We start from the raw sequence: 24313 nt of genomic DNA, 5'->3' as shown, positions 1-24313 counted from the left end.
CCGATGGCCGCCATCCCCCGCAAGAAGATCCTGGAAAAATTCCGCAAGATGATTGCCGACGGCGTGCCGATTGTCGGCGGCGGCGCCGGCACCGGTCTGTCGGCCAAGGCCGAGGAAGCCGGCGGTATCGATCTCATCATCATCTACAATTCGGGCCGCTACCGCATGGCCGGGCGCGGCTCGGCCGCCGGCCTGCTCGCCTATGGCAACGCCAACGAGATCGTCAAGGAAATGGCCTATGAGGTGTTGCCGGTGGTGAAGAAGACGCCGGTGCTGGCCGGCGTCAACGGCACCGATCCCTTCGTCATCATGCCGCTGCTGCTGGCCGAGCTGAAGACGATGGGCTTTTCCGGCGTGCAGAATTTTCCGACCATCGGCCTGTTCGACGGCCAGATGCGGCAAAGCTTCGAAGAGACCGGCATGGGCTTCGGCCTCGAGGTCGACATGATCGCCGAGGCGCACAGGCTCGATCTTCTGACCACACCCTATGTCTTCAGCCCGGACGAGGCCCGCGCCATGACCAAGGCCGGCGCCGACATCGTCGTCGCCCATATGGGAGTGACGACCGGCGGCTCGATCGGCGCGACGTCGGCCAAGTCGCTCGACGACTGCGTGGTCGAGATCGACGCCATCGCCGATGCCGCGCGCTCGGTGCGCAACGATGTCATCCTGCTTTGCCACGGCGGCCCGATCTCGATGCCCGACGATGCCCGCTACATCCTTGACCGCTGCAAAGGCCTGCATGGCTTTTATGGCGCAAGCTCGATGGAGCGGCTGCCGGCGGAAGCGGCCATCGCCAGGCAGACAGCGGATTTCAAGGCCGTCACGCTGCACGACGGCAAGACAACGTCAAAGAAAAAGAAGGGATGAGCAATGGCCGACAGGAGCAAGGTTTTCGTCTACCCGAAGGATGTCAGCGCCTTCGGCTTCGACTGGGGCAAGCTGTCGCTGACCGTCGCGCCTGAGGTGAACGGGGCGACCCGCTTTTCGGGAGGCGTCGTCGACCTTCCCTCGGGCAAGGGCCACACGCGTCACAACCATCCGGGCGCCGAGGAAATCATCTTCGTGATTTCAGGCAACGGCGAACAGATGGTCGAGGACGAGCAAGGCAACCCGGTGGTCGCCAAAGTCGGCCCCGGCTGCACCATCTATGTGCCGGAAAGCCGTTTCCATTCGACGCTGAATACGGGCGATGCGCCGATGCAGCTCTTCGTCGTTTACTCGCCAGCCGGCCCGGAGCTGGTGCTGCGCGAGCTGCCGGATTTCAGGCTGCTGCCGGCGGGGCACTGACAGCCTTTCCTTCTCCCCGTTCCACGGGGAGAAGGTGCCCGAAGGGCGGATGAGGGGCAGCGACGGCTTCGGCTTTACGAAGCCCCGCCCCTGTTCCAGCCCCTTCCCCGATCGCCGAACATCACATAGCCGCTGTCGGTCACGGCGACCGTATCTTCCAGCTTGATGAAGCCCCGCGTCGGGTGAAGCATGGTGGTCTCCACCGAAAGCACCATGTTCGTCTCCAGCGGCTTTGCCGCATAGGTGCCTTCATAGGCGACCGGATGGTTGGTCATCAGGAACGGCGCCTCATGCGTGATCAGGCCCATGCCGTGGGCGAAGAAATCCGTATAGGGCGCAACTTTCGAGGCCTTCAGCACGCCCTCCGCATACGAAATCATGTCGCCGCCCAGTGTGCCCGCCGTGACCTTGGAGAACGCCGCCTGCTGCACCGTCTCGATTTCAGCCAGCAGATCCTCCAGCTCGGCGTCCGGCTCGCCCAGCACGCCCATGCGGCAGAGGTCGCCGATATAGCCATGGTAGTTGCCGCCGGAATCGATCGACAGCACCTCGCCCTTTTTCCACGCCTGGTTTGACGAAGCGCGGTTGTGGCTGGAGCCCAACGTCAGCAGGCAATATTCGAAATGCGCGCCGCGATTGGTCTCCTCGCGCCGCAAATGCTCGATGATGTCGGCCTTGGTCGTGCCTTCGCGCGCCCAGGCGATCGTCGCCAGCATGGAATCGGTGATCAGCTCCGAGGCGATGCGCAGCTGTTCAAGTTCGGCGCCGGTCTTGATGGCGCGCATGCTCTCCAGCATATCGGTGGCGTCGATCAGCTTGGCGTCGGGCAGCGCCTTGCGGATCAGCGTGTAGGCGTCCGACGGCAGGAAGCCTGGCTCAATGCCGATACGCGCGGCGCCCTTGCCGATCTTGCGCAGATGCTCGACCGCCAGATTGGCGGCATCGAGTGTGCCCCAGCAGGCAGCATGCAATGTCGGCGTCCAGAACGGATGGTTCTGGTGCTCGCCGCCCTCCATCTTGTTGCCGATATAGGCCGCATGCTCCGGCCCGCCCTTCTCGTAAAGGACGATCGGCAGATAGCGGCTGTGCCCGATCGCATCCATCGCGGCAAAAAAGATGAATTTGTAGCCGCCGAGCAGATATTGCGTGTTGTGCTTGGACGTGGCGAACAGCACGTCGATGCCCGCCGCATCCATCAGCCGGTCCACCCGCGCCTGGTCGAATGGGACGCTGCTGACCTCGGTTTTGCCCGGAGCGATGTTCATCTGCCTCTCCCTTGGAAATTTATCGGCCTGCTCAAGCGGCCAATCGTCTTTGAATCCCGATATCGGCTAAATCTGCCTTATTTTGGTCTCTCTGGTCCAGCCAGAATTGATATATAACCATCAATTCCGAGCCCAAAACTATTCTCCACGCATCAGGCTACGGCAATCTGGTCTGACCAGGCTGCCGTTTCGGTCTTCTAGCTATAACTGGTCCAGCGGACGAAAATTTCAAAGCCAAGCCAGCATGCGCCAAATCCGTCTCTGGCGAAACCTTTGCCAAGGCCATAATCCTCAACTGTTCGAGATTGCCGCGCCTGCTCGGGCGCGAAGAGGGGAGTTGAACGATGTCAGAATTCACGATTTCACGCCGCGGCCTGCTGGCCGGCTCGGCGCTGCTTTTGGCCTCGACCGCGCTGCCGACCATCGGCCTGGCGCAGACGCCGAAGAAAGGCGGACGCCTCGTCCTTGCCGCCGATTCCGAACCGCGCAATCTCAACCCGGCAATCGTCGCTTCCAATGGCGTCTTCTTCATCTCCAGCAAGATCGTCGAGACGCTGGCCGAGGCCTCCTTCGACGGCAAGGACGGGCTTCAGCCGCGGCTGGCGCTTTCGTGGGAAGGGGCGGCCGACGGATTGTCTGCGACCTTCAAATTGCGCGACGGCGTGAAGTGGCATGACGGCAATCCCTTCACCTCGGCCGACGTCGCCTTCTCGGCGCTGCAGATCTGGAAGCCGCTACAGAATCTCGGCCGGACAGTGTTCAAGGACCTCGAGGCCGTCGACACGCCCGACGACCTGACCGCAATCTTCAAATTCGCCAAGCCGACGCCATTCCAGCTCATCCGCAACGCGCTGCCGGCGCTGTCGAGCGTCGTGCCGAAGCACGTTTATGAGGTGGGCAAGATCGAGGACAATCCGGCCAACAACGCGCCGATCGGTACCGGTCCGTTCAAATTCGCCGAATACAAGGCCGGCCAGTATTACCGCCTGACGAAGAACGATGCCTATTGGGGTAAGGACGAGCCCTATCTCGACGAGATCGTCTACCAGGTGCTGCCCGACCGCACGTCGGCCGCTGCCGCACTGGAGGCCGAGGAAATCCAGCTCGCCGCCTTTTCCGCCGTGCCGCTCGCCGACCTCGACCGCATCTCCAAAGTGCCCGGCCTCAAGGTCATCTCCAAGGGCTATGAGGGGCTGACCTATCAGCTCGTCGTCGAGATCAACCATCGCCGCAAGGAACTGGCCGACCTCAAAGTGCGGCAGGCGATTGCGCATGCCATCGACAAGGACTTCGTCGTCAAGACGATCTTCCTCGGTTATGCCGCAACCGCGACCGGCCCGGTTCCGAAGAACGACCCGCAATTCTATACCGCCGACGTACCGACCTATCCCTTCGACGTCGCCAAGGCCAACACGCTGCTCGACGAGGCCGGCTACAAGCGCACCGACGACGGCAAGCGTTTTGCGCTGAAACTCCTGCCGGCGCCCTATTTCAACGAAACAAAGCAGTTCGGCGATTATCTGCGCCAGGCGCTGGCCGCCATCGGCATCGACGCCGAGATCGTCAACAACGACTCGGCCGCGCACATCAAGGCCGTCTACACCGACCACGCCTTCGACCTCGCCGTCGGTCCGCCGGTGTTCCGCGGCGACCCGGCGATCTCGACCACCATCCTGGTGCAGAGCGGCATTCCGGACGGCGTGCCCTTCTCCAACCAGGGCGGCTACAAGAACGCCGACCTGGACGCGCTGATCGCCAAGGCATCGGAAACGCTCGACACGTCGGCGCGCACCGAGCTGTACAAGGAGTTCCAGAAAGATGTGGCCGCCGACCTTCCGCTGATCAATGTCGCCGAATGGAGTTTCATTTCGGTCGCCCGCGATACGGTCGGCAACATCGCCAACAATCCGCGCTGGGCGGTTTCGAACTGGGCGGACACGTATCTGGCGGGCTGATCTGCTTGCGGATTGCCAGTCGGGGTGCTCAGTTTCGAGAATGAGAGTTCCTTCGCGCCCCCCTCTGTCCTGCCGGACATCTCCCCACAAGGGGGAGATTGGCGGCTTCCGCGCCTCGCTCAATCCTGCAATATTGGAGATCGGCGAAAGGCGATGTGACAGCCAATCTCCCCACCTGTGGGGGAGATGTCCGGCAGGACAGAGGGGGCGCCGTAGGGCTCGACGCCCACGGCCTAGCCCCAACCAGGCTTCGCCATGAACCGCGCCCTCACCCTCATCCGCCGCCGTCTCGTCGGCAGCATCTTCGTGCTCCTCATCGTCATCATCGGCAGCTTCCTCCTCCTCGAAGCAGCCCCTGGCGACGCCGTCGATGCCTACATCGTCTCGACCGGCGGCGATGCCGGCATGATCGAGTTGCTGCGCCACCGCTGGGGCCTCGACCAATCCGAGTTGACCCGCCTCGCCAACTATCTCTGGGCGCTGCTGCATCTCGACCTTGGCCAGTCCGTCACTTTCTCCCGGCCGATCCGCGAAATCATCCTTGAACGCCTACCCACCACGCTGATCCTGATGGGCAGCGCCACTGCGCTGTCCTTCGGCCTCGGCTCGGCGCTCGGCATTTATGCCGGCGCAAGGCCCGGCAGCTTCCGCGACCGCTTCCTGTCGATCGGCTCGCTGGCGCTCTATGCTGTGCCCGGCTTCTGGCTCGGCCTGGTGCTGATCGTCGTCTTTGCCGTCGATCTGCGCTGGCTGCCGATCGGCGGCATCGAGACCATCGCGTCGGCCAAGACCGGGCTTGCCCGAGCGATCGACATCGCCATCCATCTCGTGTTGCCGGTCTCGGCGCTCGGCTTCATCTATCTGGCACTCTATTTGCGCATGATGCGCGCCGGCATGACTGAGGCCTGGCGGCAGGATTTCGTGCTTGCCGCCCGCGCCAGGGGCCTGACGCGCCGTCGCATCGTGCTTGCCCATGTCGCGCGCAACGCGCTGTTGCCACTGGTCACCATGCTCGGCCTGCAATCGGCGCAGATGCTTGGCGGCAGCGTCGTCATCGAAAGCGTCTTTGCCGTGCCCGGGCTTGGACGGCTGGCGCAGGAGGCGGTCGCCGGACGTGATACGCCGCTGCTGCTCGGCATCATCCTGGTCAGCGCCGTCCTGGTCATCGTCATCAACCTCCTGGTCGACCTCGCCTACGCCTTTCTCGACCCGCGCGTCGGCGCCAGCGAGGCCGGCGCATGAACCGGCTGCGTCACTTCTTTCGCACACCCGAGGCGATCGCCGGTACGCTCATCCTCGCTTTGCTGGTCGCCATGTCCCTCGCCGCGCCGCTGCTCTTCGCAGGCGACCCGCAATCGATCGCTGGCCCGGCGCTGCTGCCGCCGTTCCAGGACTGGTCGCTGCCGCTCGGCACCGATCGCCTCGGCCGCGACGTGCTGGCCGAGCTGTTCCACGGCGCGCGCACCTCGCTGGCGGTGGGGCTGGCGGCGGCGGCCGCGGCTCTTCTGATCGGCGCCGTGATCGGCACATTGGCCGGCTTTGCCGGAGGCCTGATCGACGAAGTGCTGATGCGCATCACCGACGCTTTCCAGACCGTGCCGAGCTTCCTGCTCGCGCTGGCCTTTGTCAGCATCGTCGGGCCATCGCTCGGCGTTGTCGTCGCGGCAATCGCGCTCGGCGCCTGGACCGGACCCGCGCGGGTGGCGCGCGCGGAAGTCCTCTCCGTCCGCGAGCGCGACTACATCGCCGGCGCTCGTGTCCTCGGCATGCATCCGCTCGAAATTGCTTTTCGCGAGGTACTGCCCAACGCATTGCCGCCGGTACTGGCGCTGTCTTCGGTTATCGTGGCGGCGGCGATCCTCACCGAGGCGGCGCTGTCCTTCCTTGGCCTGGGCGACCCCAACCGCGTCACCTGGGGCGGCATGATCGCCGAGGGTCGCACGGTGCTACGCACCGCTCCGTTCCTGTCGATCGTTCCAGGCGTGGCGCTGGTGCTGACCGTGCTCGGCGTCTACCTCGCCGGCGAAGGTGTGGTGGAAGGCACTGCCGTGCGCAGGAGCCTGTCGTGACGGCGCTGCTCTCGATCCGTGACCTGAAGGCCGCCTATCGCCGCGACGGCGTCGAGGTGGCGGCGTTGAAAGGCATCAGCCTGGAGGTTGAGGCCGGCGAGCGCCTGGCGATCATCGGTGAAAGCGGTTCGGGCAAGAGCACGCTGGCGCTGGCGGTTGCGGGGTTGTTGCCGGGGAGTGCCAGGATTAACGGACGTATTGAATGGTTCTTGCCGGCAGACGCTGGCGCCGTAGAGCGCCGACCTTCTTATCCTCGTCACCCCATCCTCGGCCGCGATATCGGCTTCGTCTTCCAAGATCCTTCCTCCAGCCTCGACCCGGTCATGCCGGTCGGCAAGCAGATCGCCGAGGTCGCCCGCACACATCTCGGCCTCAGCTGGCGCGACGCCTACGCCAAGGCCAGGACCCTGCTCGAACGCGTCCACCTGCCCGACGCGAATGCCGCCTTGCACGCCTATCCGCACCAGCTCTCCGGGGGCCAAAAACAGCGCGTGGCGATTGCCGCCGCCATTGCCGCCGGCCCAAGACTATTGATCGCCGACGAGGCGACCAGCGCGCTCGACACCATCGTGCAGGCCGAGATCGTCGCGCTGATCCGGCGACTGGTCGCCGAGGACGGCATGACGCTGCTCTTTATCAGCCACGACATCGCGCTTGCCGCCACGCTTGCCAACCGCATCGCGGTGCTGCGCCACGGCGAACTGGTCGAGTTCGGCGAAACCCGCTTGATTATCGAGGGCCCACGCCACGCCTATACGCGTGCCCTGCTCGACGCCCATCTCGGCCTCGACGCCGCGCCGCTGCTTGACCGCCAAGGCGCCCGGGCATGAACGTGCTCACAATCTCTGGTCTCACCAAGCACTATCGCCGCGGCGGTACGCGTTTTGCCGCCGTCGACGATGTCTCGTTCGAGATCGCGCCTGCCGAAACGCTGGCGCTCGCCGGTCCGTCCGGCAGCGGCAAGTCGACCATCGCCAGGCTGGTGCTGCGCCTGATCGAACCGGACAGCGGTGGCGTCGCGTTCGAAGGCGAGGATTTCCTTGCCCCCTCGGGCGCCGCTCTGCGCGCCAGGCGGGCAAAGCTGCAGATGGTGTTCCAGGATCCGCTTGCAGCCTTCAACCCGCGCGCCACCGTGGCGCGCGTGCTGGACGATCCGCTGCGCATCCACGATATCGCCTCGCGCGCCGAACGACCGCACCGCATCGCGACCCTGCTGGAGCGCGTCGGCCTCGACACGGGTCTTGCCACGCGCGCCATCCACGAGATTTCCGGCGGCCAGCGCCAACGCGTGGCGATCGCGCGCGCCATCGCCACCCGGCCGTCGCTGATCGTGCTCGACGAGGCGGTATCGGCGCTCGATGTTTCGGTGCGCGGGCAGATCCTGGAACTGCTGCTCGACCTGCAGCGGGAGGAACGGATTTCCTATCTTTTCATTTCACATGACCTCGGCGTCATCCGCGCCATCGCCCACCGCGTCGCGATCCTCGATGCCGGCCGTATCGTCGAAAGCGGCGATGCCCGCACCATCATCGCCAAACCGCAATCGGCGATCGGCAAGGCGCTGGTGGCGGCAATGCCAAGACTGAGCAGGGAAACAACATTATGACCACGAATGCCGAAGCGGCCAGGGCCGAGAAACTATCGCGCGAGCTGGATTCCGCTTTCCGCAGCCGCGCCGATCTTTATCGCCTCTTCCTCGACGAGCTGACCGCCGAGCTTGGCGCCACGCAGGCCGAAGCCGTGATGGCCCGCACCATCGAAAAGCGCGGCCAGGAAGTGGCGGCGGCGGCCTTCACCGGCTTCGGCCCGAATGACGCCCCGGCCATCGGCGAAGCCTTTCTCGCCGTCAGCCCGGACGGCGGCCGCATGTATCCGACCGATGTCGAGCGCGGACCCGACCACATCGCCTTCAAGGTGAAGCGTTGCCCGCTGAAAGACGCCTGGGTCGAGGCCGGCGTTGGGGACGAAAAGCTCGCCACGCTCTGCCGCATCGCCGGCGCCTTCGATCGCGGCCTGTTTGAAGCGACCGGCGTGCGCTTTGCAAATGTCACCTGGACGCCGGGCCACGGCTCCGGCTGCTGCCATATCGCGCTGACCAACCGGGATGCTTAGCCAGCTACGAGACGGGCTTAGGCGAAGACGTGCAGCTCGCCGCCTGCTTCGTCTATGGCGGCGCGCAGCTCCGCTTCCGGCTCGCTGTCGGTGACGACGTCGGAAAGCTCGCCCAGCGCGCACACGCGCTCCAGGCTGCTGCGGCCGAACTTGTCATTGGTGACGACCAGCATCGCCGACAGCGCCCGCGCCATCATAGCCCGCTTCACCGCCGCGGCGCCGGAAATCGTGTCGCTCGGCCCGTCGCCGTTGACGGCGGACGCGCCGATGATGGCGACATCGGCATTGTAGCGGCGAACGAATTCGACGGTATCCTCGCCGAGCACGCTGGCTTCGCGGCTGTCATAGGTGCCGGGGCAAAGGATGACGCGAAAACTCGGGTTGGCGCCGGTGACGGAGGCGATACCGACCGAATTGGTGATGACGGTCAGATCCCGCCGTAACTGCGAGAGACTGCGCGCCACCTCGTAAGTCGTCGAGCCGCCATCGATCATCACGATGCGCCCGTTCTCGACCAGGCCGGCGGCGCCGCGTCCAATGCGGGCGCGCTCCTCGACCAAAGTGAGGCCGCGCTCGGAAATCACCGGCTCGGACGTCATCAGCGAGATGGTCGCGCCGCCATAGGTGCGGTTGATCAGCCCGGCATCGCCGAGCTCGATAAGGTCGCGCCGGATTGTCTCGCCGGCGACGCCGATGCGCCGCGCAAGCTTCGAGATGCGGATCGAGGCCGAGCGGCGCACCTCCGACAAGATCAGCTCATGGCGTTCTTTCTTGGTCAGCCGGCCCGGCTCGATATTCATCGCTTCCCCTTTTTTGCCGAGATTTCGTCCCGGCGTCGGGACATTAGCCACGCCGGCGGCCGGAAGCCAGTCTGGGGTCTGTCGAGTCTCAATGCCTGAGGCGATCGCGCATGGCGTACCAAAGCATGCCGAGCACATAGAGCGGCCCGCGCAGCGCCGTGCCGCCCGGGAAGGGCAGCGGCGTCAGCGTCGAGAACAGGTCGAGCCGTGAGGCATCGCCGGTGATCGCTTCCGCCAGGAGCTTGCCCGACAACGTCGACAGGATGACGCCCTTTCCGGAATAGCCATGCGCGAAATAGACCTCGCCATAATGCCCGACATGCGGCAACCGCGACGTCGTCACCGAAACCAAGCCGCCCCATGCATGGTCGATCCGGCAGCCGCGCAATTGCGGAAAGGTCTTTTCCATATGCGGCCGCACGAAGCCGGCAATGTCGGCTGGCGGCGACGGAGTATAGCGCTCGCCGCCGCCGAACAGCAGCCGGCCGTCGGCCGACTTGCGGTAATAGTTGACCACGAACAGCGTGTCGGAAACCGCGACATTGGCCGGGATCACATCGGCCTTGCCGTCCAGCGGCTCGGTGGCGACGATGTAGTTGCCGACCGGCATGATGCGGCTGTTGACGCGCGGCTCCAGCCCGTGCAGCAGCGCATCACCGGCCAACACGACATGCCGAGCCCGGACCGAACCCTTGTCGCTATGGACCCGGATCCACGGTTCGCGTTCCAACCGCACCGCGACCGAGTTCTCATGGATGACGACACCGGCCGCGGAGGCGGCGCGCGCCAGGCCCAGCGTGTAGTTCAGCGGATGCATGTGGCCGCCGAGCTCTTCGAAGACCGCGCCCTGATAGGGCGTATCAACCTTCTGGCGTGCTTGCGCCGCCGACAGGATCTCGACATGCCGGAAGTTCATCACATCGGCGAGGCATTCGGCTTCCGCCTCGAAGTCGCGGATATCCGAGCTGTTGACCGCGCCGACCAGGTGGCCGGTCAAGCGCAGGTCGCAGTCGATGGCGTGGCGCTCGATGATGTCGAGCACCAACCCGCGCGCTTCGAAGGCAAGGTCGAACAGCGCCTTCGCCCGCTCCGGCCCGAACGTCTTGACCAGTCCCATGGCGCCTTTGCGCAGGCCGGGGATCATCTGGCCGCCATTGCGGCCCGAGGCGCCCCAGCCGATCTTGCCGCCTTCAAGCAGTACCACCTTCAGCCCGCGCTCGGCGGCATGAAGTGCTGCCGACAGACCGGTGCAGCCGCCGCCGACAACCACCAGATCGGCTTCGATATCACCTGCAAGCGCCGGATGGTCCGGCGCCGGATCGGCGGTGGCGACATAGTAGGACTTGCCGATATCGAGACCGGAATTGAAACCTGTTGAACGGGTTGCCATGGTCACACCTTAAGCAACAGATGGTCGCGCTCCCAGGACGTCACCACGCTCTGGAACAGGTCGAGCTCGACGCTCTTGACGCGCAGATAGGTCTGGAAGAAATCCTCGCCAAGCAGCGCCCGCACCGGCTCGCAGGCGGCCAAACGGTCGAGTGCTTCCTCCATTGTCTTGGGCAGGTTGCTCCGGCTGCGATAGGCATTGCCGAAGGCTTCGGGTGAGCGGGCAAGCTTCTCCTCGATGCCGAGATAGCCGGCGACCAGCGAGCCGGCCATCGCCAGATACGGGTTGGCGTCGGCGCCGGGCAGCCGGTTCTCTATCCGCCGGGCGGCGCGTCCACCCATCGGCACGCGCAGGCCGCACGAGCGGTTGTCGTGCGACCACTCGATGTTGGCCGGCGCGCTGTGGTTGGGCCGGATGCGGCGATACGAATTCACATGCGGTGCAAACAGCGGCATGATTTCGGGGATATATTTCTGCAGCCCACCGATGAACTGCGAAAACATCCCGGTGTCGTCGCCGTCCTTGTCGGCAAACAAGGGCTCGCCTTTCTCGTCGACGATCGACATGTGCAGATGCATCGAGCTGCCGGCCTGCGCCGCGATCGGCTTGGCCATGAAGGTGGCGTGCATCCCATTCGCCTGGGCAATCTGCCGCGCCAGCCGCTTGAACAGCAGCACCTTGTCGGCAAGCGCCAGCGGATCGCCATGCAGGAGGTTGATCTCCAACTGTGCCGTGCCGGATTCATGGATCAGCGTGTCGAGCGGCAGACCGGCGGCCGCGGCATGCTCGTAGAGGCGTCGCGTCACCTCTTCGAACTCTTCAAGCGCCTGCATGTCGTAAGGATGCTGCACGCTTTCCGGCCGACCGTTGCGCCCGACCGGCGCGGTCAGCGGCCGGTCCGGATCAGGGTTGGGCGCGGTCAGGTAGAATTCGACTTCCGGCGCCATCACCGCGCGCCAGCCGCGCCGGCGGTAAAGGTCGAGCACTGCCCGTAGCACATGGCGCGGCGAGGCCATCCATGCCCGGTCGTCCATGTGGAAGGCGTCGGCAAACACATAGGCCTTGCCGGGGTTGCCGGGCGCGGCGCACAGCGTGGAAATATCCGGCACCATGCGCATGTCCGGGTCTGAATAGGCAAAGCCCTCATCGACGGAGCCGGAATAGCGGCCATCGATGGCGACCAGGAAGGCGCTGCTTGGCAGATAGAGCGCCCTGTCCTCGAGCGACTTCAGGAACTTGGCCGCCGGCAGCGCCTTGCCGCGCAGCACGCCGTTGACGTCCGGCACGAGGCATTCGACCTCGCTTATCGCATGCGTCTTCAACCAGTCTTGCGCGTCGGCGCCGCCGGAAAGGGAAGTGTCTTGTTTGTCAGGCATTTGGTGATGTCCGTACGAAGAGGAATCGCTTCGGCGGGCATGTCCGTTCCGGTGGGGTGTTATTGAGGCCGCATTATCCGAGGAACGGACACCCGCCCGATGACCGGCCAAGCGGCCGGGTCGAGCGGCCGTGGACCCCTTCGGTCCACCCGTCGCGGACGACGTGCGAGCCGACTTTCGTCTCCTCGGCGCGTTGCAGATTCTCGTGCCGGCAGCAGCGCATGATCAGCGGTCACCCGCCAACGCAATTCCAGGAAAAGTGTGAAGCGGTTTTCCATCCGGAATTGCGTCAAGACAAGGAGAGAAGGCGCAGGTCTTCAGGGCCGTGTTTGAGAACGGTCGGCCAATCAAAACAGAAATGCCGGCGATGAAATCCATGTCACGTCTCGTCGATGGGTATGGTTTGACCGATCATCCCGCCAGAAGCAAGTGCGCATGTTGCGAGCTTCTATCACGGACCGACGGCCTCGGCTCAGCCGATGCTCTCGCCGCCATCGACCACCAGCGCCTGCCCCGTCATGAAGGACGAGCGGTCGGAGACGAGAAACAGGATCGCCTCGGCGATCTCTTGCGCGCTCGCCCAGCGCCCCATCGGGATTTTAGTGCGCACATAGGTCTCGATCGCGGCGCGCCCACCCATCTGGGCGATGAACGGCTCGTTGAACGGCGTGTCGACCCAGCCCGGGCAGAGCGCATTGACGCGCACATTGTGCCTGGCATAGTCGAGCGACATCTGCCTGGTCATCGCCACCGCCGCATGCTTGGACGTGGCATAGGCGATCATCTCGCGATCGTAGAAGACGCCGGAATTGGATGCGGTGTTGAGGATGACGCCGCCGCCTTGCGCGATCATCGCCGGCATGGCGGCCTTGGCCGCGAGGAACTGCGCCCGCACATTGATCCGCCAGGAGGCATCCATGCCGTCGGCGCCGACTTCGGTCAGCGTGCCGCCGACCTGGATGCCGGCATGGTTGTGCAGGATATCGATCCGGCCGTATTTGCTGAGCGTCCCGGCAATGAGTTCTTCGATCGCCTTGTCGTCATTGACATCGGTAGCGACCGCCTCGCCCAGGCCGCCGGTTTCGCGGATGTCTGACGCAGCCGCCTCGCCAGCCATCGGATCCCGGTCGGCGATGATCACGGTTGCCCCTTCGCTCGCCATGATCATGGCGCCGGCGCGGCCGATACCCGAACCGGCGCCCGTCACCACGGCGATGCGATCTTTCAAAATCATGGATTTGTCTTTCAAGGCGATGGTTTTCGCCGACCGAGCTGCCATTGAGCGAGCAGCACGAGCAGGACCGAGGCGGCGAGCACGATCGTCGCGATGGTGTTGATTTCCGGCGTCACGCCGCGACGGATCGAGGCAAAGACGTAGATCGGCAGCGTCGTCTGCGCGCCGGCGACGAAGAAGGCGATGATGAAGTCGTCGAAGGAGAAGGTGAAGGCGAGCAGGAAGCCGGCGATCACCGCCGGCATGATCTGCGGCAGCACGATCGAACGGAAGGTGGTCAGCGGCCTGGCATAGAGATCGCTCGACGCCTCGACCAGGTTGCGATCGAGACTGCTGAGCCGCGTGCCGACGATCATTGTCACCAGCGCCATCGAGAACAGGCCATGCGCGGCGATGATCGACCCATAGCCGAGCGAAAGCCGTGGCGGCTGGTCGCCAAGCCACAGCGAAGCGATGAACGGATTGACCACGCCGAACAGCTGCACCAGCGCCACCAGCGTCGAAATGCCGATGACGACGCCCGGCACCACGATCGCCGCACCCAGCAGACCATCGAAGACAGCCCGCGTCCGCGTGCCGACCCGCTGCAGCCCAAGCGCGGCAGCCGTGCCGCAGAAGGCGGCAAGCAGAGCGCTGGTGGTGGCGATGAACAGGCTGTTCTTCAGCGCTTCGACCAGGAACGGGTTCGACAGCGCCTTGCCGTACCACTGCACGGAGAAACCGGTGAACTCGCTGGCATGCTGGCCGGCATTGAAGGAAAACAGCACCACCAGCGCGATCGGCAGGTAAAGGAAGGCAAAGACGGCAATGACGAAAGCGCGCATCAGATCAGGTCCACCCGACGAGCGCCCGACAGCCGGGTCGAGATGCGGTTGGCGACGACCAGCACCACCACCGATACCGCCACCAGCGTGATGGCGATGGCCGATCCGAACGGCCAGTTGCGCGACTGCAGGAAGAGGTCGACCAGCGCGTTGCCGATGAAGAACACCTTGCCGCCGCCGAGCAGCGTCGGGATCAGATATTCGCCGAGCAGAAGGATCATCACCAGCGAGAAGCCGGTCATCACGCCGGGCAGCGACAATCTGAGCGTCACGCCGAGGAAGGTCGACACAGGCGTGGCGCCGAGATCGGCCGAGGCTTCCAGGAGCCGCCGGTCGAGCCGCTCGAGGCTGACATAGATCGGCAGGATCATCAGCGGCAAATAGCCATAGACGATGCCGAGCAGCACAGCGCCCGGCGTGTTGATCAGCCTGAGGTCCTCGATGCCGACATAGGCAAGCAGCGCCGGAATGCCGCGCCCGCCGAGGATGTACATCCAGGCATAGGTGCGCATCAGAAGACTGGTCCAGAACGGAATGACGACCAGCGCAAGCAGGATCAGCCGCCAGCGCTCCGGCGCGCGCAGCGCCAGATAGTAGGCGACGGGATAGGCGACGAGCAGGCAGGCCAACGCGCCGACCGGCGCCAGCACCATGGTGTTCCAGAAGGCGGTCGCCCGCGCCGGCAGATTGGCATATTGCGCCAGCGTGAAGCCCGCCTGGTAGCCGCCTTCCGGCGCACGTTCGCCGACACTGAAGATGGCGATGGCAATGAACGGCAACACCAGAAAGACGACCAGCCATAGCGTCGCCGGGGCGAGCAGCAGCGCCGTCACGAGATTCTTGCGAAAGACACTGCCGCGCATCGGGAAAGCCGCTCCGGGACCGGCGGGCATTCGTCCGCCGGTCGCATTGTCTGGTTCGGGTTTGTGGCCGGCGCCGCTCAAGCCGATTTGAAGCGCGCCATCAATTCGGCGCGGCCCGGATCGGTGAGCGTCGCGGCGGCGCCGAATTCGAGCGGCTTCAACAGGTCCGCGGCCGGATAGAGGATCGGGTTGTCCAGCACCTCCTTCGGCAGCAGCGCATTGACGCGGGCGTCGGTCGAGGGCGCGCCATTGGCGAGATGCTCCTTCACCGCGACCTTAGGGTTCATCAGGTAATTGAGCAGCGCATAGCCGGCCGGCTTGTTCGGCGCATCCTTGGGGATGGCGTAGAAGTCGGTCCAGATCTCACCGCCTTCCTTACCGAGCATATAGGCAATCTCGGGAATGTCGCGATGGAGCTGCGCGCCATCGTTGGTCCAGCACATCGTCATCCAGGCATCGCCGGCGCGCATGCCCGGCTGATAGTCGCTCGACACCGCGAACAGATGCGGCTTGACCTTGATCAACAATTCTTCCGCCTTGGCCAGTTCGTCCTGCTTCAGCGAGTTGAACGAATAGCCGTAATATTTCAGCGCATTGCCGATCGTCGTCAGCTGGTAGTCATGCACCATGGTGCGGCCGTCGCCTTCGGCCATCGCCGTGTCCCAGAACTCCTTCCAGCTCGTCATCGGCTTGGCGAGCTTCTTGGTGTTGACGGCAAAGCCGGTCGTGCCCCAGTTCTTCGGCACCGCATAGATTGTCCCGTCGATCGTGCCTTCGGCGGTAAAGCGCGTGTCTTCCGACTTGCCGTCGAAATTCGGCAGCTTGGCCATGTCCAGCGGCTCGATGATGCTGAGCTTCTTGTAGGTCGAGATCGTGTAGTTGGTCGGCACGAACAGGCTCCAGCCCGAGGCGCCGGCCTGCAGCTTGGCCAGCATCTCCTCGTTGGAGCCGAACACGTTGACCTCTACGGCGACGCCGGTGTCCTTCTTGAAGTTCTCGAAGGTCTGCGGGTCGTGATAGTTCGGCCAGGTGGCGATCGACATGCGGTCGCCAAGGTTCTCGGCGGCAAAGGCCGGCGTCGGCATGATGCCAAGCTCGCGCGCCATGACCGCGGTGGCGACACCAAGGCCGGTGAGACCAAGGAAGTCGCGGCGGCTGATCGAGCCGCGCTTCAGGCGCATCAGTTGATCGACGAATTTTTCGGGGCTTATCGGCAGTCCGTCACGATAGGATTTCGGCATGTTGGTCTTCCCTCTGGTTGGTCCCGTTATTGTTGGCTTCCGGAAACGCCAGCGGCGCTCCGGCGGCAAAGCCGATGGCGACGGGTTCGCCCGGCTTGAAGAGGTTGCCCTGGCCGATGATGTGATCGGCCTTGGCAAGCAGTGATCCGATACCTTCAACCTCGATCGCGTATTCCGCGGTCGAGCCGAGGAAAATCCGGTTGCGGACGGTGCCTTTGAACGCACCGCCTCCGGGCGCGGAGAGGCTGAGCGATTCCGGCCGCAGGCTGACCGATACGGCCTCACCCCGGCTGAGCGGCACCCGCTTGCGCGCCGCAATCACCGTGCCATCGGCAAGTGCGACATCGACGAGGTCGCCGGAAAGCCCGGCCACCTTGCCGCTCAACAGATTGGTCTTGCCGACGAAATCGGCGACGAACAGATCGGCCGGCTCGTCATAGATTTCGCTCGGCTGTCCGAGCTGGACGATACGGCCGCCATTCATGACGCAGACGAAGTCGCTCATCGACAGCGCCTCTTCCTGGTCGTGGGTGACCAGAACGAAGGTGATGCCGATTTCGCGCTGCAGGTTCTGCAATTCGATCTGCATATCGGTGCGCAGCTTCTTGTCGAGCGCCGCCAGCGGCTCGTCGAGCAACAGCACGGCAGGCTTATTGACCAGGGCGCGGGCCAGCGCGACGCGCTGCTGCTGGCCGCCGGACAATTCATGGATCTTGCGGCGGCCGTAGCCGGCGAGTTGCACCATGGCGAGCGCTTCGCCCGCCCTTGAGGAGATCTCGCGCGACGACAGCCTGGGTCTCGCCTGGCGCAGGCCGTAGGAGATGTTCTCCTCGACATCGAGATGCGGGAACAGCGCATATTGCTGGAACACCATGTTGACCGGACGCCGGTACGGAGGCGTTCCAGCCATGTCGCGGCCGCGGATCAGCACCTGGCCTTCGCTCGGCTGCTCGAAGCCACCGATCATGCGCAGGCATGTCGTCTTGCCGCAGCCGGACGGCCCAAGCAGCGCCACGAAGGCGGACGGCGGGATGGCAAGGTCGATGCCGCTGACCGCGGTGACGGCGCCGTAGCGCTTGGTGACCGCGCGAAACTCGATATCGGGCACTGCAGTCAAACCACGGGCTCCAGCAATGGCGTGAGGCAATTTCCTTGACGCTATCAGAGCCAACAGCGGCTAGTATATACCTCGCAGGTGGTATATTCAGCCGATTTTATCGTTTAGAGGGGTATGGTTTGGCGACATCCCGCAGTGACGACTACAATGCGCTCGCTGGTGTCATTGCCGCGACGCGCGAGGCTGCCGGCGACCATTTCGGCAAGGCGATCGTCGGTTGGCTGCGCGGCCATGTCCGTTTCGACCACTGCGTGATCTTCGGCTATCGCGGCGCAACACGCCCGCCGCTTCTGTTCGAGACCTTCTCGCCGGCCGAGAGCCACATCTTCGTCGCGCTCTATCAGGAAGGGCCCTATCTGCTCGACCCGTTCCATCACGCAGCGATCGAGCGCAAGGAGGGGTTCTGGCGCATGCGCGAGCTGGCGCCGGACCGCTTCTATGCCAGCGAATATTACCGCTCCTATTACAGCCAGACGCGGCTGGCCGAAGAGGTCGGCTTCTTCGTTCCGCTGGCCGGCAAGGATGCACTGGTGCTGTCGCTGATGCGGTTGCGCGCTTCGGGACCGTTCGGGACCGCTGACGCCAGGCTGCTGCGCGACATGGCGCCGGCCGTGATCGGTTTTTGCAAGCTGCGCTGGCCGGCCCTGGCCGACGACGAGATTGCAATCCCGCCTTCCGGTGAAACCATCGCGATGGCCAACGAGATGGATCGCGCGCATATCTGGAAGAGCCTGTCGCTGACGTCGCGCGAAAAGCAGGTCGTCGACCTCGTGCTCCAGGGCCATTCGACGGAATCGATCGCCAGGGCGCTCAGGATCGTGCCGGGAACCGTCAAGGTTCACCGCCGCAACATCTACCGCAAGCTCAAGATCAAGTCGCAGGCCGGCCTGTTCGCGCGCTTTGTCGAAATCATCGACGCGCGTATCGGATGACCAGCCTCAAGCCAGTTCGAACCGCTCCACCGCCCGCATGATGCCACGCAATTCCGCCAGGCCCTTCAGCCTGCCGATCAGCGGATAGCCGGGATTGATCTTCGTCTTGCCGATGTCGTCGGCAAGCAGGTGGCCGTGGTCCGGGCGCATCGGGATGCGCCAGTCGGGCCGGCCCTCTTTGCGCCGGCGCGCTTCTTCCTTCATCAGCGCCAGGATCACTTCAGCCATGTCGGTCGAGCCTTCCAGATGCTCGGCCTCGTAGAAGGAGCCATCCGCCTCGCGCGTCACGTTGCGCAGATGCGCGAAATGGATTCTTGGGCCGAATTCCCCGATCATCGCGACCAGGTCATTGTCGGCGCGCACGCCGTAGGAGCCGGTGCAGAAGGTCAGGCCATTCGACGGGCTGTCGACCGTCTCCAGGATGAAGCGCGCATCGTCGGCGGTGGAGACGACGCGTGGCAGGCCGTAGAGCGAGAACGGCGGATCGTCGGGGTGGATGCACATGCGCGCCCCGACTTCCTCGGCGGCCGGGATGATCTCCTTGAGGAACCAGGCAAGGTTGGCTCGCAGCTCCGCCGGGCCGATCGCCGCGTAATCGGCAAGCGCGTCGCGCATCGTGTCGCGGTTGTAGGTGCGTTCCGTGGCCGGCAGGCCGGCGATCAGATTGCGCTCGATCTTGTCGATGTCCTCCGCGCTCAACTGCTTCAGCCGCGCCTCCGCTTGCGTGAGACGCGCCGGGCTGTAACTCGCCTCGGCATTCGGCCGCTTCAGCACGAACACATCGTAGGCTGCGAAGTCTAGCGCATCGAAGCGCAAGGCGTAGCCGGTGGTCGGCAGCCGGTACGTCAGATCGGTGCGGGTCCAGTCGACCACCGGCATGAAGTTGTAGCAGATGGTGGAGACGCCGGCCTTGGCCAGCGACCGGATCGTATCTCTGTACCAGCCGGCGTAACGCTCACGCTCCGGCGTGCCGGTCTTGATCGAATTGTGGACCGGAATGCTCTCCACCACCGACCAGGTCAGGCCCGCCGCCTCGATGATGCGCTTGCGCTCGAGGATCGCGTCCAGCGGCCAGGCGCTGCCGTCATAGAAATTGTGCAGCGCCGAGACGATCCCCGTCGCACCCGCCTGCCTGACATGGTCGAGCGTGACCGGATCGTTCGGACCGTACCAGCGCCAGCATTGTTCCATGATTGTCCCTTCCGTGATTGCCAGCGACCATATTGTCGGACGGCAATGGCCGTCAAATCCACCGGGCTCGGCAAGATAGCGGACCGGCTGGGGACACCTGCCCTGCCCTCCCTTGCAGCCGCGCGCGTTAACCGTCTATCGTGCGGCTCCAAGAACTGCCGCCCAAGTATCGCGGTGGCGGATAAAACGGCGCAACAGTTTTCAGGACGAATGAAGTAACGCTTAGCCAATGATCGACAAATCGCAATTCGGACTGACCGCTGTCGATAGCGCTCCACTGCATGAGAAAGTCTATCTGGAACTCGTGCGGGCGCTGATGTCGGGTCAGTTGCAGCCTGGTCAGAAGCTGACGTCCCGCAAGCTCGCCAAGGAGCTCGGAACCAGCGATATGCCGGTGCGCAGCGCCTTTACGCGGCTGCAGGCGCTGCGGGCGCTGAGCCCGATGCCGAACGGCAGCGTCGAGGTGCCGCTGATCTCCGCCGAGCGCTTTCAGCAACTGACGGCCGTGCGCACGATCCTGGAAGGTACGGCGACCGAGCTCGCCACCAAGCGCATCAACGGCAACAATTTGCGCGCCATCCGCCGTCATTGCACCGAGCTGACCCAGGCCGCCCGCAGCGGGGATATCGACGACTATCTGCGCAGGAACCACGATTTCAAATTCTCGATCTACCGCCATTGCGGCAACGAGCAGATGATCTTTCTGATCGAGACGGTGTGGATGCAGGTCGGTCCGTTCCTTAGAAACCTGCGCGTCGGCTTCGAGGATGATCTCGCCGGCATTCTCGGCATCGACTATCACGAGGAGGTCGTCGCGGCGATCGAGGCGGGCGATGGCGAGCGCGCCCGTACGGCCATCGTGCGCGACATCGACGAGGGCGCGACGCATATCCTCGACCAGGTGAAGTTCCCGCAATTGCGCAATTAGATGGACTTTGCGTTCCACCGGGCAAAAGAGGGGTTGCCGAATCCGGCTTGGCTTTCACAGGTACTATGGCTATGTTGCGATCGCAGATCGCAGATGACGGACCCGAAATGCCGCCCGATATCCCAGCTAGTGACTTGAAAAAATGAAGAAAAGCCAGCCGGCATCAGCCGAGATGGCCTTCATGAACTCATAAGCTGTAAATTGGATATCGTAGCCGACAGGCTACAGCACCTCGAGAAAAACAGGGGCTGGAAATTGAGCGATGCAATCACGGACGTTTTGAACTGGCTTGAAAGCAGGAGCGACATTCAGAGCCTGCGGGCCGCGGTGTGCGACCTCAACGGCATCATGCGCGGCAAGCGAATTCCAGTCGAGCAGGCGCGCAAGGCGCTCGAAGGCAAGCTGCGCATGCCCTATTCCGCGATCGGTCTCGACATATGGGGCGAGGACATCGAAGGCAATGCCCAGGTCTTCTCGACCGGCGATGCCGACGGCCTTTGCCACTGGACCGGACGCGGCATCCTGCCGGTCGACTGGACAGCGCATCCGACAGCACTTTTGCCGATGTGGCTGGCGGACGATACAGGCGCGCCCTATCTCGGCGACCCGCGACGGGCGCTGGCGCGCATCCTCGATCGCTACGCCGCGCTCGGGCTGACGCCGGTGACCGCCACCGAGCTCGAATTCTATCTCGTCGACCCGACAGCGCATCGGCCGGTCGGGCCCGTCTCGCCGATCACCGGCCGGCGGCTTGATTCCGACGCTGCGCTTTCGATCGACGAAATCGATGATTTCGAGGCCTTTATCCACGACGTCTACGAGGCCTGCCGCATGCAGGGCATCCCGGTCGACACCGCGATCGCCGAGAACGGCGTCGGCCAGTTCGAGATCAACCTCAACCACGTGCCCGACGCCTTGCGCGCCGCGGACGATGCCGTGCTGTTCAAGCGTACGGTCAAGGGCATAGCGCGCAAGCACGGCTTTGCCGCCTGCTTCATGGCCAAGCCCTATGGCGAACGCGCCGGCAACGGTTTTCACGTCCATTTCAGCGTCCTCGACAAGGACGGCCGCAACATCTTCGACGACGGCTCAGACCAGGGCTCAGACACCATGCGCCACGCGGTCGGCGGTGTGCTCGCCGCCATGGCCGAGAGCACATTGGTGTTCGCGCCGCATTTCAATTCCTATCGTCGGCTGCGGCCGCGCTCCTACGCACCGACAGCGGTTGCCTGGGGCTACGAGAACCGCATGGTGGCGATCCGCATTCCAGGCGGCCCTTCGGCGGCGCGGCGCATCGAACACCGCGTCTCCGGCGCCGATGCCAATCCCTATCTGGCGCTGGCGGCAATCCTGGGCGCGGCATTGATCGGCATCGAACGCAGGCTGTCTCCCGGCGAGCCGACCGGCGGCGAGGGACAGGGGCTGCCGCTGGCCAAGCTGCCGCCGGACTGGGCCTCGGCCATCGCCGCCTTCGAAACCGGGCCGCGCGTCGCCGAGATTTTCCCAGCCGTGCTGCGCGATGCCTTTATCGCCTGCAAGCGACAGGAGCTGAACACCTTCGCGCTAAACGTCAGCGACTTCGAGATCGAGACTTATCTGGAGAGCGTCTAGCTAGCCCAGACACCAACCGGCGCGGAGGACACGCCGCAACGCGAACGGCCCGCTTGGATGCGGGCCGTTTTTGAATTTGGTTGCGGGGACAGGATTTGAACCTGTGACCTTCAGGTTATGAGCCTGACGAGCTACCGGGCTGCTCCACCCCGCGTCAACCTTTGGCGTAAGCGCGAGCCTATGAGAGGCTGGCCTACAGATAGATAGGTGGCTCACCAAATGAAAGGGCCGCTTGCGCGGCCCGTGGTCCCTTGGCGGGCCTTATGCATGTCGCCCAAAAGTGCTTAGCGGTTTTGGGACAACGACATGCATCAAAAAACAGCAGAGAAGATTTGTCTCTCATCCGATTTGGATGTGAGTTTAACGTGCATTTAGCAGACCTGGCAGCGACCTACTCTCCCGCGTCTTGAGACGAAGTACCATCAGCGCTGGAGCGTTTCACGGCCGAGTTCGGAATGGGATCGGGTGCAGCCGCTCCGCCATAACCACCAGGTCGGCAAAACGCACGTTATATCGAGAAGCTTTTTGAGCGAATAGCGATGAGCGAGTAGCGAATAGGGAGATCCTATCCTCGTGCTCTCTCTAAGCTGTTCGCTGGTCTTTTTTGTGCCAAGGCGACGTCTTCTGCAGGTTGCTTCGGGCGTAAGCCCGCAAGCGCGACTGCGCGTCGCCGGTTTTCCGGCGCCCTCGCGGAGCATAGGCCCGTAAGGGCCGCTCATGCGTGAGCGCTGGTCAAACCATCGTATTTCACGATGGATATTAGGAATGAGAACGATCAAGCCGATCGAACTATTAGTACCGGTAAGCTTCAAGCGTTGCCGCTCTTCCACACCCGGCCTATCAACGTGGTCGTCTTCCACGGTTCTCAGGGAATACTCGTTTTAAGGTGGGTTTCCCGCTTAGATGCCTTCAGCGGTTATCCCGTCCGGATATAGCTACCCTGCAATGCGGCTGGCGCCACAACAGGTCCACCAGAGATCCGTCCATCCCGGTCCTCTCGTACTAGGGACAGATCCTTTCAATATTCCTACACCCACGGCAGATAGGGACCGAACTGTCTCACGACGTTCTGAACCCAACTCACGTACCGCTTTAAATGGCGAACAGCCATACCCTTGGGACCTGCTCCAGCCCCAGGATGCGATGAGTCGACATCGAGGTGCCAAACAACCCCGTCGATATGGACTCTTGGGGGTCATCAGCCTGTTATCCCCGGCGTACCTTTTATCCGTTGAGCGATGGCCCTTCCACGCGGGACCACCGGATCACTATGACCGACTTTCGTCTCTGCTCGACTTGTCAGTCTCGCAGTCAGGCAGGCTTATGCCATTGCACTCAGCGAACGATTTCCGACCGTTCTGAGCCCACCATCGCGCGCCTCCGTTACTCTTTAGGAGGCGACCGCCCCAGTCAAACTACCCACCATACATTGTCCCGGACCCGGATAACGGGCCGCGGTTAGACATCCATAGTAATAAGGGTGGTATTTCAAGGGTGGCTCCACCTGAGCTAGCGCCCAGGCTTCAAAGCCTACCACCTATCCTACACATGCCACTACGAATGCCAATGTAAAGCTATAGTAAAGGTGCACGGGGTCTTTCCGTCTAACCGCAGGAACCCCGCATCTTCACGGGGAATTCAATTTCACTGAGTCTATGCTGGAGACAGCGGGGAAGTCGTTACGCCATTCGTGCAGGTCGGAACTTACCCGACAAGGAATTTCGCTACCTTAGGACCGTTATAGTTACGGCCGCCGTTTACTGGGGCTTCGATTCAGAGCTTGCACCCCTCCTCTTAACCTTCCAGCACCGGGCAGGCGTCAGACCCTATACGTCGCCTTGCGGCTTCGCAGAGCCCTGTGTTTTTGATAAACAGTCGCTACCCCCTGGTCTGTGCCACCCTCCCCTGCTTGCGCAGAAAAGGGTCACGCTTCTTCCGAAGTTACGCGTGCAATTTGCCGAGTTCCTTCAGCATAGTTCTCTCAAGCGCCTTGGTATACTCTACCTGACCACCAGTGTCGGTTTCGGGTACGGTCTATAAGGAGGAGCTATTTCCTGGAACCGCTCCGCTGCCCGTTCAATCCGATAAGATTGGACAACTTGTGCGATCCGTCAC

At 63.6% G+C, this 24313-nt stretch carries 22 protein-coding genes, 1 tRNA gene and 2 rRNA genes (1 of these 25 cut by a window edge); 11 read left to right on the top strand and 14 right to left on the bottom strand.

Annotation, left to right across the window (positions count from 1 at the left end):
* Positions 1-3 precede the first annotated feature (3 nt).
* Both ACVDG8_RS24450 and ACVDG8_RS24445 read left to right on the top strand, forming a co-directional pair.
* Complete coding sequence (locus tag ACVDG8_RS24450; RefSeq protein ID WP_447257006.1) at positions 4-870, top strand: phosphoenolpyruvate hydrolase family protein; 867 nt, start codon at positions 4-6, stop codon at positions 868-870.
* Positions 871-873: 3 nt separating this feature from the next.
* On the top strand, positions 874-1290 hold the full coding sequence (locus ACVDG8_RS24445) for a cupin domain-containing protein (protein WP_447257005.1): 417 nt from the start codon (positions 874-876) through the stop codon (positions 1288-1290).
* A 74-nt stretch (positions 1291-1364) separates the two neighbouring features.
* Here the strand turns inward: ACVDG8_RS24445 and ACVDG8_RS24440 are convergent, their stop codons facing one another.
* Positions 1365-2555 (bottom strand): M24 family metallopeptidase, encoded by a 1191-nt coding sequence (locus ACVDG8_RS24440; RefSeq protein ID WP_447257004.1) that lies wholly within the window; start codon positions 2553-2555, stop codon positions 1365-1367.
* 344 nt (positions 2556-2899) lie between these two features.
* On the opposite strand from ACVDG8_RS24440, the gene ACVDG8_RS24435 reads away from it, so the two are divergent.
* From ACVDG8_RS24435 to ACVDG8_RS24410, 6 genes are all read left to right on the top strand, one after another.
* Entirely contained in the window at positions 2900-4510 is a 1611-nt protein-coding gene (locus ACVDG8_RS24435) for an ABC transporter substrate-binding protein (RefSeq protein WP_447257003.1), read from the top strand.
* 255 nt (positions 4511-4765) lie between these two features.
* Positions 4766-5752: an ABC transporter permease gene (locus tag ACVDG8_RS24430; protein WP_447257002.1), complete on the top strand. Its 987-nt coding sequence runs from the start codon at positions 4766-4768 to the stop codon at positions 5750-5752.
* Entirely contained in the window at positions 5749-6579 is an 831-nt protein-coding gene (locus ACVDG8_RS24425) for an ABC transporter permease (protein ID WP_447257001.1), read from the top strand. Before ACVDG8_RS24430 ends, ACVDG8_RS24425 begins: the two co-directional genes overlap by 4 nt.
* Positions 6576-7409, top strand: coding sequence for an ABC transporter ATP-binding protein (locus tag ACVDG8_RS24420; RefSeq protein WP_447257000.1), 834 nt, complete (start codon positions 6576-6578; stop codon positions 7407-7409). The genes ACVDG8_RS24425 and ACVDG8_RS24420 overlap by 4 nt, the downstream gene beginning before the upstream one ends.
* The gene (locus ACVDG8_RS24415; RefSeq protein ID WP_447256999.1) at positions 7406-8185 is read left to right on the top strand and encodes an ATP-binding cassette domain-containing protein; all 780 of its coding nucleotides are present in this window, start codon (positions 7406-7408) and stop codon (positions 8183-8185) included. Before ACVDG8_RS24420 ends, ACVDG8_RS24415 begins: the two co-directional genes overlap by 4 nt.
* A complete protein-coding gene (locus ACVDG8_RS24410) occupies positions 8182-8691 on the top strand; it encodes an L-2-amino-thiazoline-4-carboxylic acid hydrolase (RefSeq protein WP_447256998.1) in 510 nt (169 codons plus the stop codon). Before ACVDG8_RS24415 ends, ACVDG8_RS24410 begins: the two co-directional genes overlap by 4 nt.
* 17 nt (positions 8692-8708) lie before the next feature.
* Here the strand turns inward: ACVDG8_RS24410 and ACVDG8_RS24405 are convergent, their stop codons facing one another.
* The 9 genes from ACVDG8_RS24405 to ACVDG8_RS24365 all read right to left on the bottom strand — a co-directional run bounded on the left by ACVDG8_RS24405 (position 8709) and on the right by ACVDG8_RS24365 (position 17536).
* Complete coding sequence (locus ACVDG8_RS24405; RefSeq protein ID WP_447256997.1) at positions 8709-9491, bottom strand: DeoR/GlpR family DNA-binding transcription regulator; 783 nt, start codon at positions 9489-9491, stop codon at positions 8709-8711.
* A gap of 88 nt (positions 9492-9579) precedes the next feature.
* A complete protein-coding gene (locus ACVDG8_RS24400) occupies positions 9580-10881 on the bottom strand; it encodes an NAD(P)/FAD-dependent oxidoreductase (protein ID WP_447256996.1) in 1302 nt (433 codons plus the stop codon).
* A 2-nt stretch (positions 10882-10883) separates the two neighbouring features.
* On the bottom strand, positions 10884-12257 hold the full coding sequence (locus tag ACVDG8_RS24395; protein WP_447256995.1) for a glutamine synthetase family protein: 1374 nt from the start codon (positions 12255-12257) through the stop codon (positions 10884-10886).
* A 225-nt stretch (positions 12258-12482) separates the two neighbouring features.
* A complete protein-coding gene (locus ACVDG8_RS24390) occupies positions 12483-12635 on the bottom strand; it encodes a hypothetical protein (RefSeq protein ID WP_447256994.1) in 153 nt (50 codons plus the stop codon).
* 94 nt (positions 12636-12729) lie between these two features.
* Positions 12730-13491 carry an SDR family NAD(P)-dependent oxidoreductase gene (locus ACVDG8_RS24385; RefSeq protein WP_447256993.1) on the bottom strand — a complete coding sequence of 254 codons (762 nt, stop codon included), beginning with the start codon at positions 13489-13491 and terminating at the stop codon, positions 12730-12732.
* 11 nt (positions 13492-13502) lie between these two features.
* Positions 13503-14315, bottom strand: a complete 813-nt coding sequence (locus ACVDG8_RS24380) for an ABC transporter permease (RefSeq protein ID WP_447256992.1) — start codon at positions 14313-14315, stop codon at positions 13503-13505.
* Positions 14315-15178 (bottom strand): ABC transporter permease, encoded by an 864-nt coding sequence (locus ACVDG8_RS24375; RefSeq protein ID WP_447256991.1) that lies wholly within the window; start codon positions 15176-15178, stop codon positions 14315-14317. The genes ACVDG8_RS24380 and ACVDG8_RS24375 overlap by 1 nt, the downstream gene beginning before the upstream one ends.
* A 77-nt stretch (positions 15179-15255) precedes the next feature.
* Positions 15256-16419 (bottom strand): ABC transporter substrate-binding protein, encoded by a 1164-nt coding sequence (locus ACVDG8_RS24370; protein ID WP_447256990.1) that lies wholly within the window; start codon positions 16417-16419, stop codon positions 15256-15258.
* Positions 16400-17536, bottom strand: a complete 1137-nt coding sequence (locus ACVDG8_RS24365) for an ABC transporter ATP-binding protein (protein WP_447256989.1) — start codon at positions 17534-17536, stop codon at positions 16400-16402. Before ACVDG8_RS24365 ends, ACVDG8_RS24370 begins: the two co-directional genes overlap by 20 nt.
* A gap of 119 nt (positions 17537-17655) precedes the next feature.
* On the opposite strand from ACVDG8_RS24365, the gene ACVDG8_RS24360 reads away from it, so the two are divergent.
* Positions 17656-18468, top strand: coding sequence for a LuxR C-terminal-related transcriptional regulator (locus ACVDG8_RS24360; RefSeq protein ID WP_447256988.1), 813 nt, complete (start codon positions 17656-17658; stop codon positions 18466-18468).
* 6 nt (positions 18469-18474) lie between these two features.
* Here ACVDG8_RS24360 and uxuA read toward each other — a convergent pair whose 3' ends face one another.
* Positions 18475-19659, bottom strand: coding sequence for a mannonate dehydratase (uxuA, locus tag ACVDG8_RS24355; RefSeq protein ID WP_447256987.1), 1185 nt, complete (start codon positions 19657-19659; stop codon positions 18475-18477).
* Positions 19660-19888: 229 nt separating this feature from the next.
* Here uxuA and ACVDG8_RS24350 point away from each other — a divergent pair, with 229 nt between their 5' ends.
* On the top strand, positions 19889-20587 hold the full coding sequence (locus ACVDG8_RS24350; protein ID WP_447256986.1) for a GntR family transcriptional regulator: 699 nt from the start codon (positions 19889-19891) through the stop codon (positions 20585-20587).
* A gap of 255 nt (positions 20588-20842) precedes the next feature.
* Positions 20843-22198, top strand: coding sequence for a glutamine synthetase family protein (locus ACVDG8_RS24345; protein WP_447256985.1), 1356 nt, complete (start codon positions 20843-20845; stop codon positions 22196-22198).
* A gap of 77 nt (positions 22199-22275) precedes the next feature.
* Here ACVDG8_RS24345 and ACVDG8_RS24340 read toward each other — a convergent pair.
* The 3 genes from ACVDG8_RS24340 to ACVDG8_RS24330 all read right to left on the bottom strand — a co-directional run.
* Positions 22276-22352: transfer RNA gene (locus tag ACVDG8_RS24340), tRNA-Met, on the bottom strand.
* Between the two features lie 224 nt (positions 22353-22576).
* A 5S ribosomal RNA gene (gene rrf, locus ACVDG8_RS24335) occupies positions 22577-22691 on the bottom strand.
* Between the two features lie 278 nt (positions 22692-22969).
* Positions 22970-24313, bottom strand: a 23S ribosomal RNA gene (locus tag ACVDG8_RS24330); it runs 1512 nt beyond the window's last position.

This window comes from Mesorhizobium sp. ORM8.1 (assembly GCF_053005525.2).
This window is presented reverse-complemented; position numbering and strand designations above follow the sequence as displayed.

What these genes read in the sequence shown, in the direction of transcription:
- ACVDG8_RS24450 (WP_447257006.1), top strand. Translation starts at nt 4, where the DNA reads ATGGCCGCCATCCCCCGCAAGAAGATCCTGGAAAAATTCCGCAAGATG.
- ACVDG8_RS24445 (WP_447257005.1), top strand. Translation starts at nt 874, where the DNA reads ATGGCCGACAGGAGCAAGGTTTTCGTCTACCCGAAGGATGTCAGCGCC.
- ACVDG8_RS24440 (WP_447257004.1), bottom strand. Translation starts at nt 2,555, where the DNA reads ATGAACATCGCTCCGGGCAAAACCGAGGTCAGCAGCGTCCCATTCGAC.
- ACVDG8_RS24435 (WP_447257003.1), top strand. Translation starts at nt 2,900, where the DNA reads ATGTCAGAATTCACGATTTCACGCCGCGGCCTGCTGGCCGGCTCGGCG.
- ACVDG8_RS24430 (WP_447257002.1), top strand. Translation starts at nt 4,766, where the DNA reads ATGAACCGCGCCCTCACCCTCATCCGCCGCCGTCTCGTCGGCAGCATC.
- ACVDG8_RS24425 (WP_447257001.1), top strand. Translation starts at nt 5,749, where the DNA reads ATGAACCGGCTGCGTCACTTCTTTCGCACACCCGAGGCGATCGCCGGT.
- ACVDG8_RS24415 (WP_447256999.1), top strand. Translation starts at nt 7,406, where the DNA reads ATGAACGTGCTCACAATCTCTGGTCTCACCAAGCACTATCGCCGCGGC.
- ACVDG8_RS24410 (WP_447256998.1), top strand. Translation starts at nt 8,182, where the DNA reads ATGACCACGAATGCCGAAGCGGCCAGGGCCGAGAAACTATCGCGCGAG.
- ACVDG8_RS24405 (WP_447256997.1), bottom strand. Translation starts at nt 9,491, where the DNA reads ATGAATATCGAGCCGGGCCGGCTGACCAAGAAAGAACGCCATGAGCTG.
- ACVDG8_RS24400 (WP_447256996.1), bottom strand. Translation starts at nt 10,881, where the DNA reads ATGGCAACCCGTTCAACAGGTTTCAATTCCGGTCTCGATATCGGCAAG.
- ACVDG8_RS24395 (WP_447256995.1), bottom strand. Translation starts at nt 12,257, where the DNA reads ATGCCTGACAAACAAGACACTTCCCTTTCCGGCGGCGCCGACGCGCAA.
- ACVDG8_RS24390 (WP_447256994.1), bottom strand. Translation starts at nt 12,635, where the DNA reads ATGGATTTCATCGCCGGCATTTCTGTTTTGATTGGCCGACCGTTCTCA.
- ACVDG8_RS24385 (WP_447256993.1), bottom strand. Translation starts at nt 13,491, where the DNA reads ATGATTTTGAAAGATCGCATCGCCGTGGTGACGGGCGCCGGTTCGGGT.
- ACVDG8_RS24380 (WP_447256992.1), bottom strand. Translation starts at nt 14,315, where the DNA reads ATGCGCGCTTTCGTCATTGCCGTCTTTGCCTTCCTTTACCTGCCGATC.
- ACVDG8_RS24375 (WP_447256991.1), bottom strand. Translation starts at nt 15,178, where the DNA reads ATGCGCGGCAGTGTCTTTCGCAAGAATCTCGTGACGGCGCTGCTGCTC.
- ACVDG8_RS24370 (WP_447256990.1), bottom strand. Translation starts at nt 16,419, where the DNA reads ATGCCGAAATCCTATCGTGACGGACTGCCGATAAGCCCCGAAAAATTC.
- uxuA (WP_447256987.1), bottom strand. Translation starts at nt 19,659, where the DNA reads ATGGAACAATGCTGGCGCTGGTACGGTCCGAACGATCCGGTCACGCTC.
- ACVDG8_RS24350 (WP_447256986.1), top strand. Translation starts at nt 19,889, where the DNA reads ATGATCGACAAATCGCAATTCGGACTGACCGCTGTCGATAGCGCTCCA.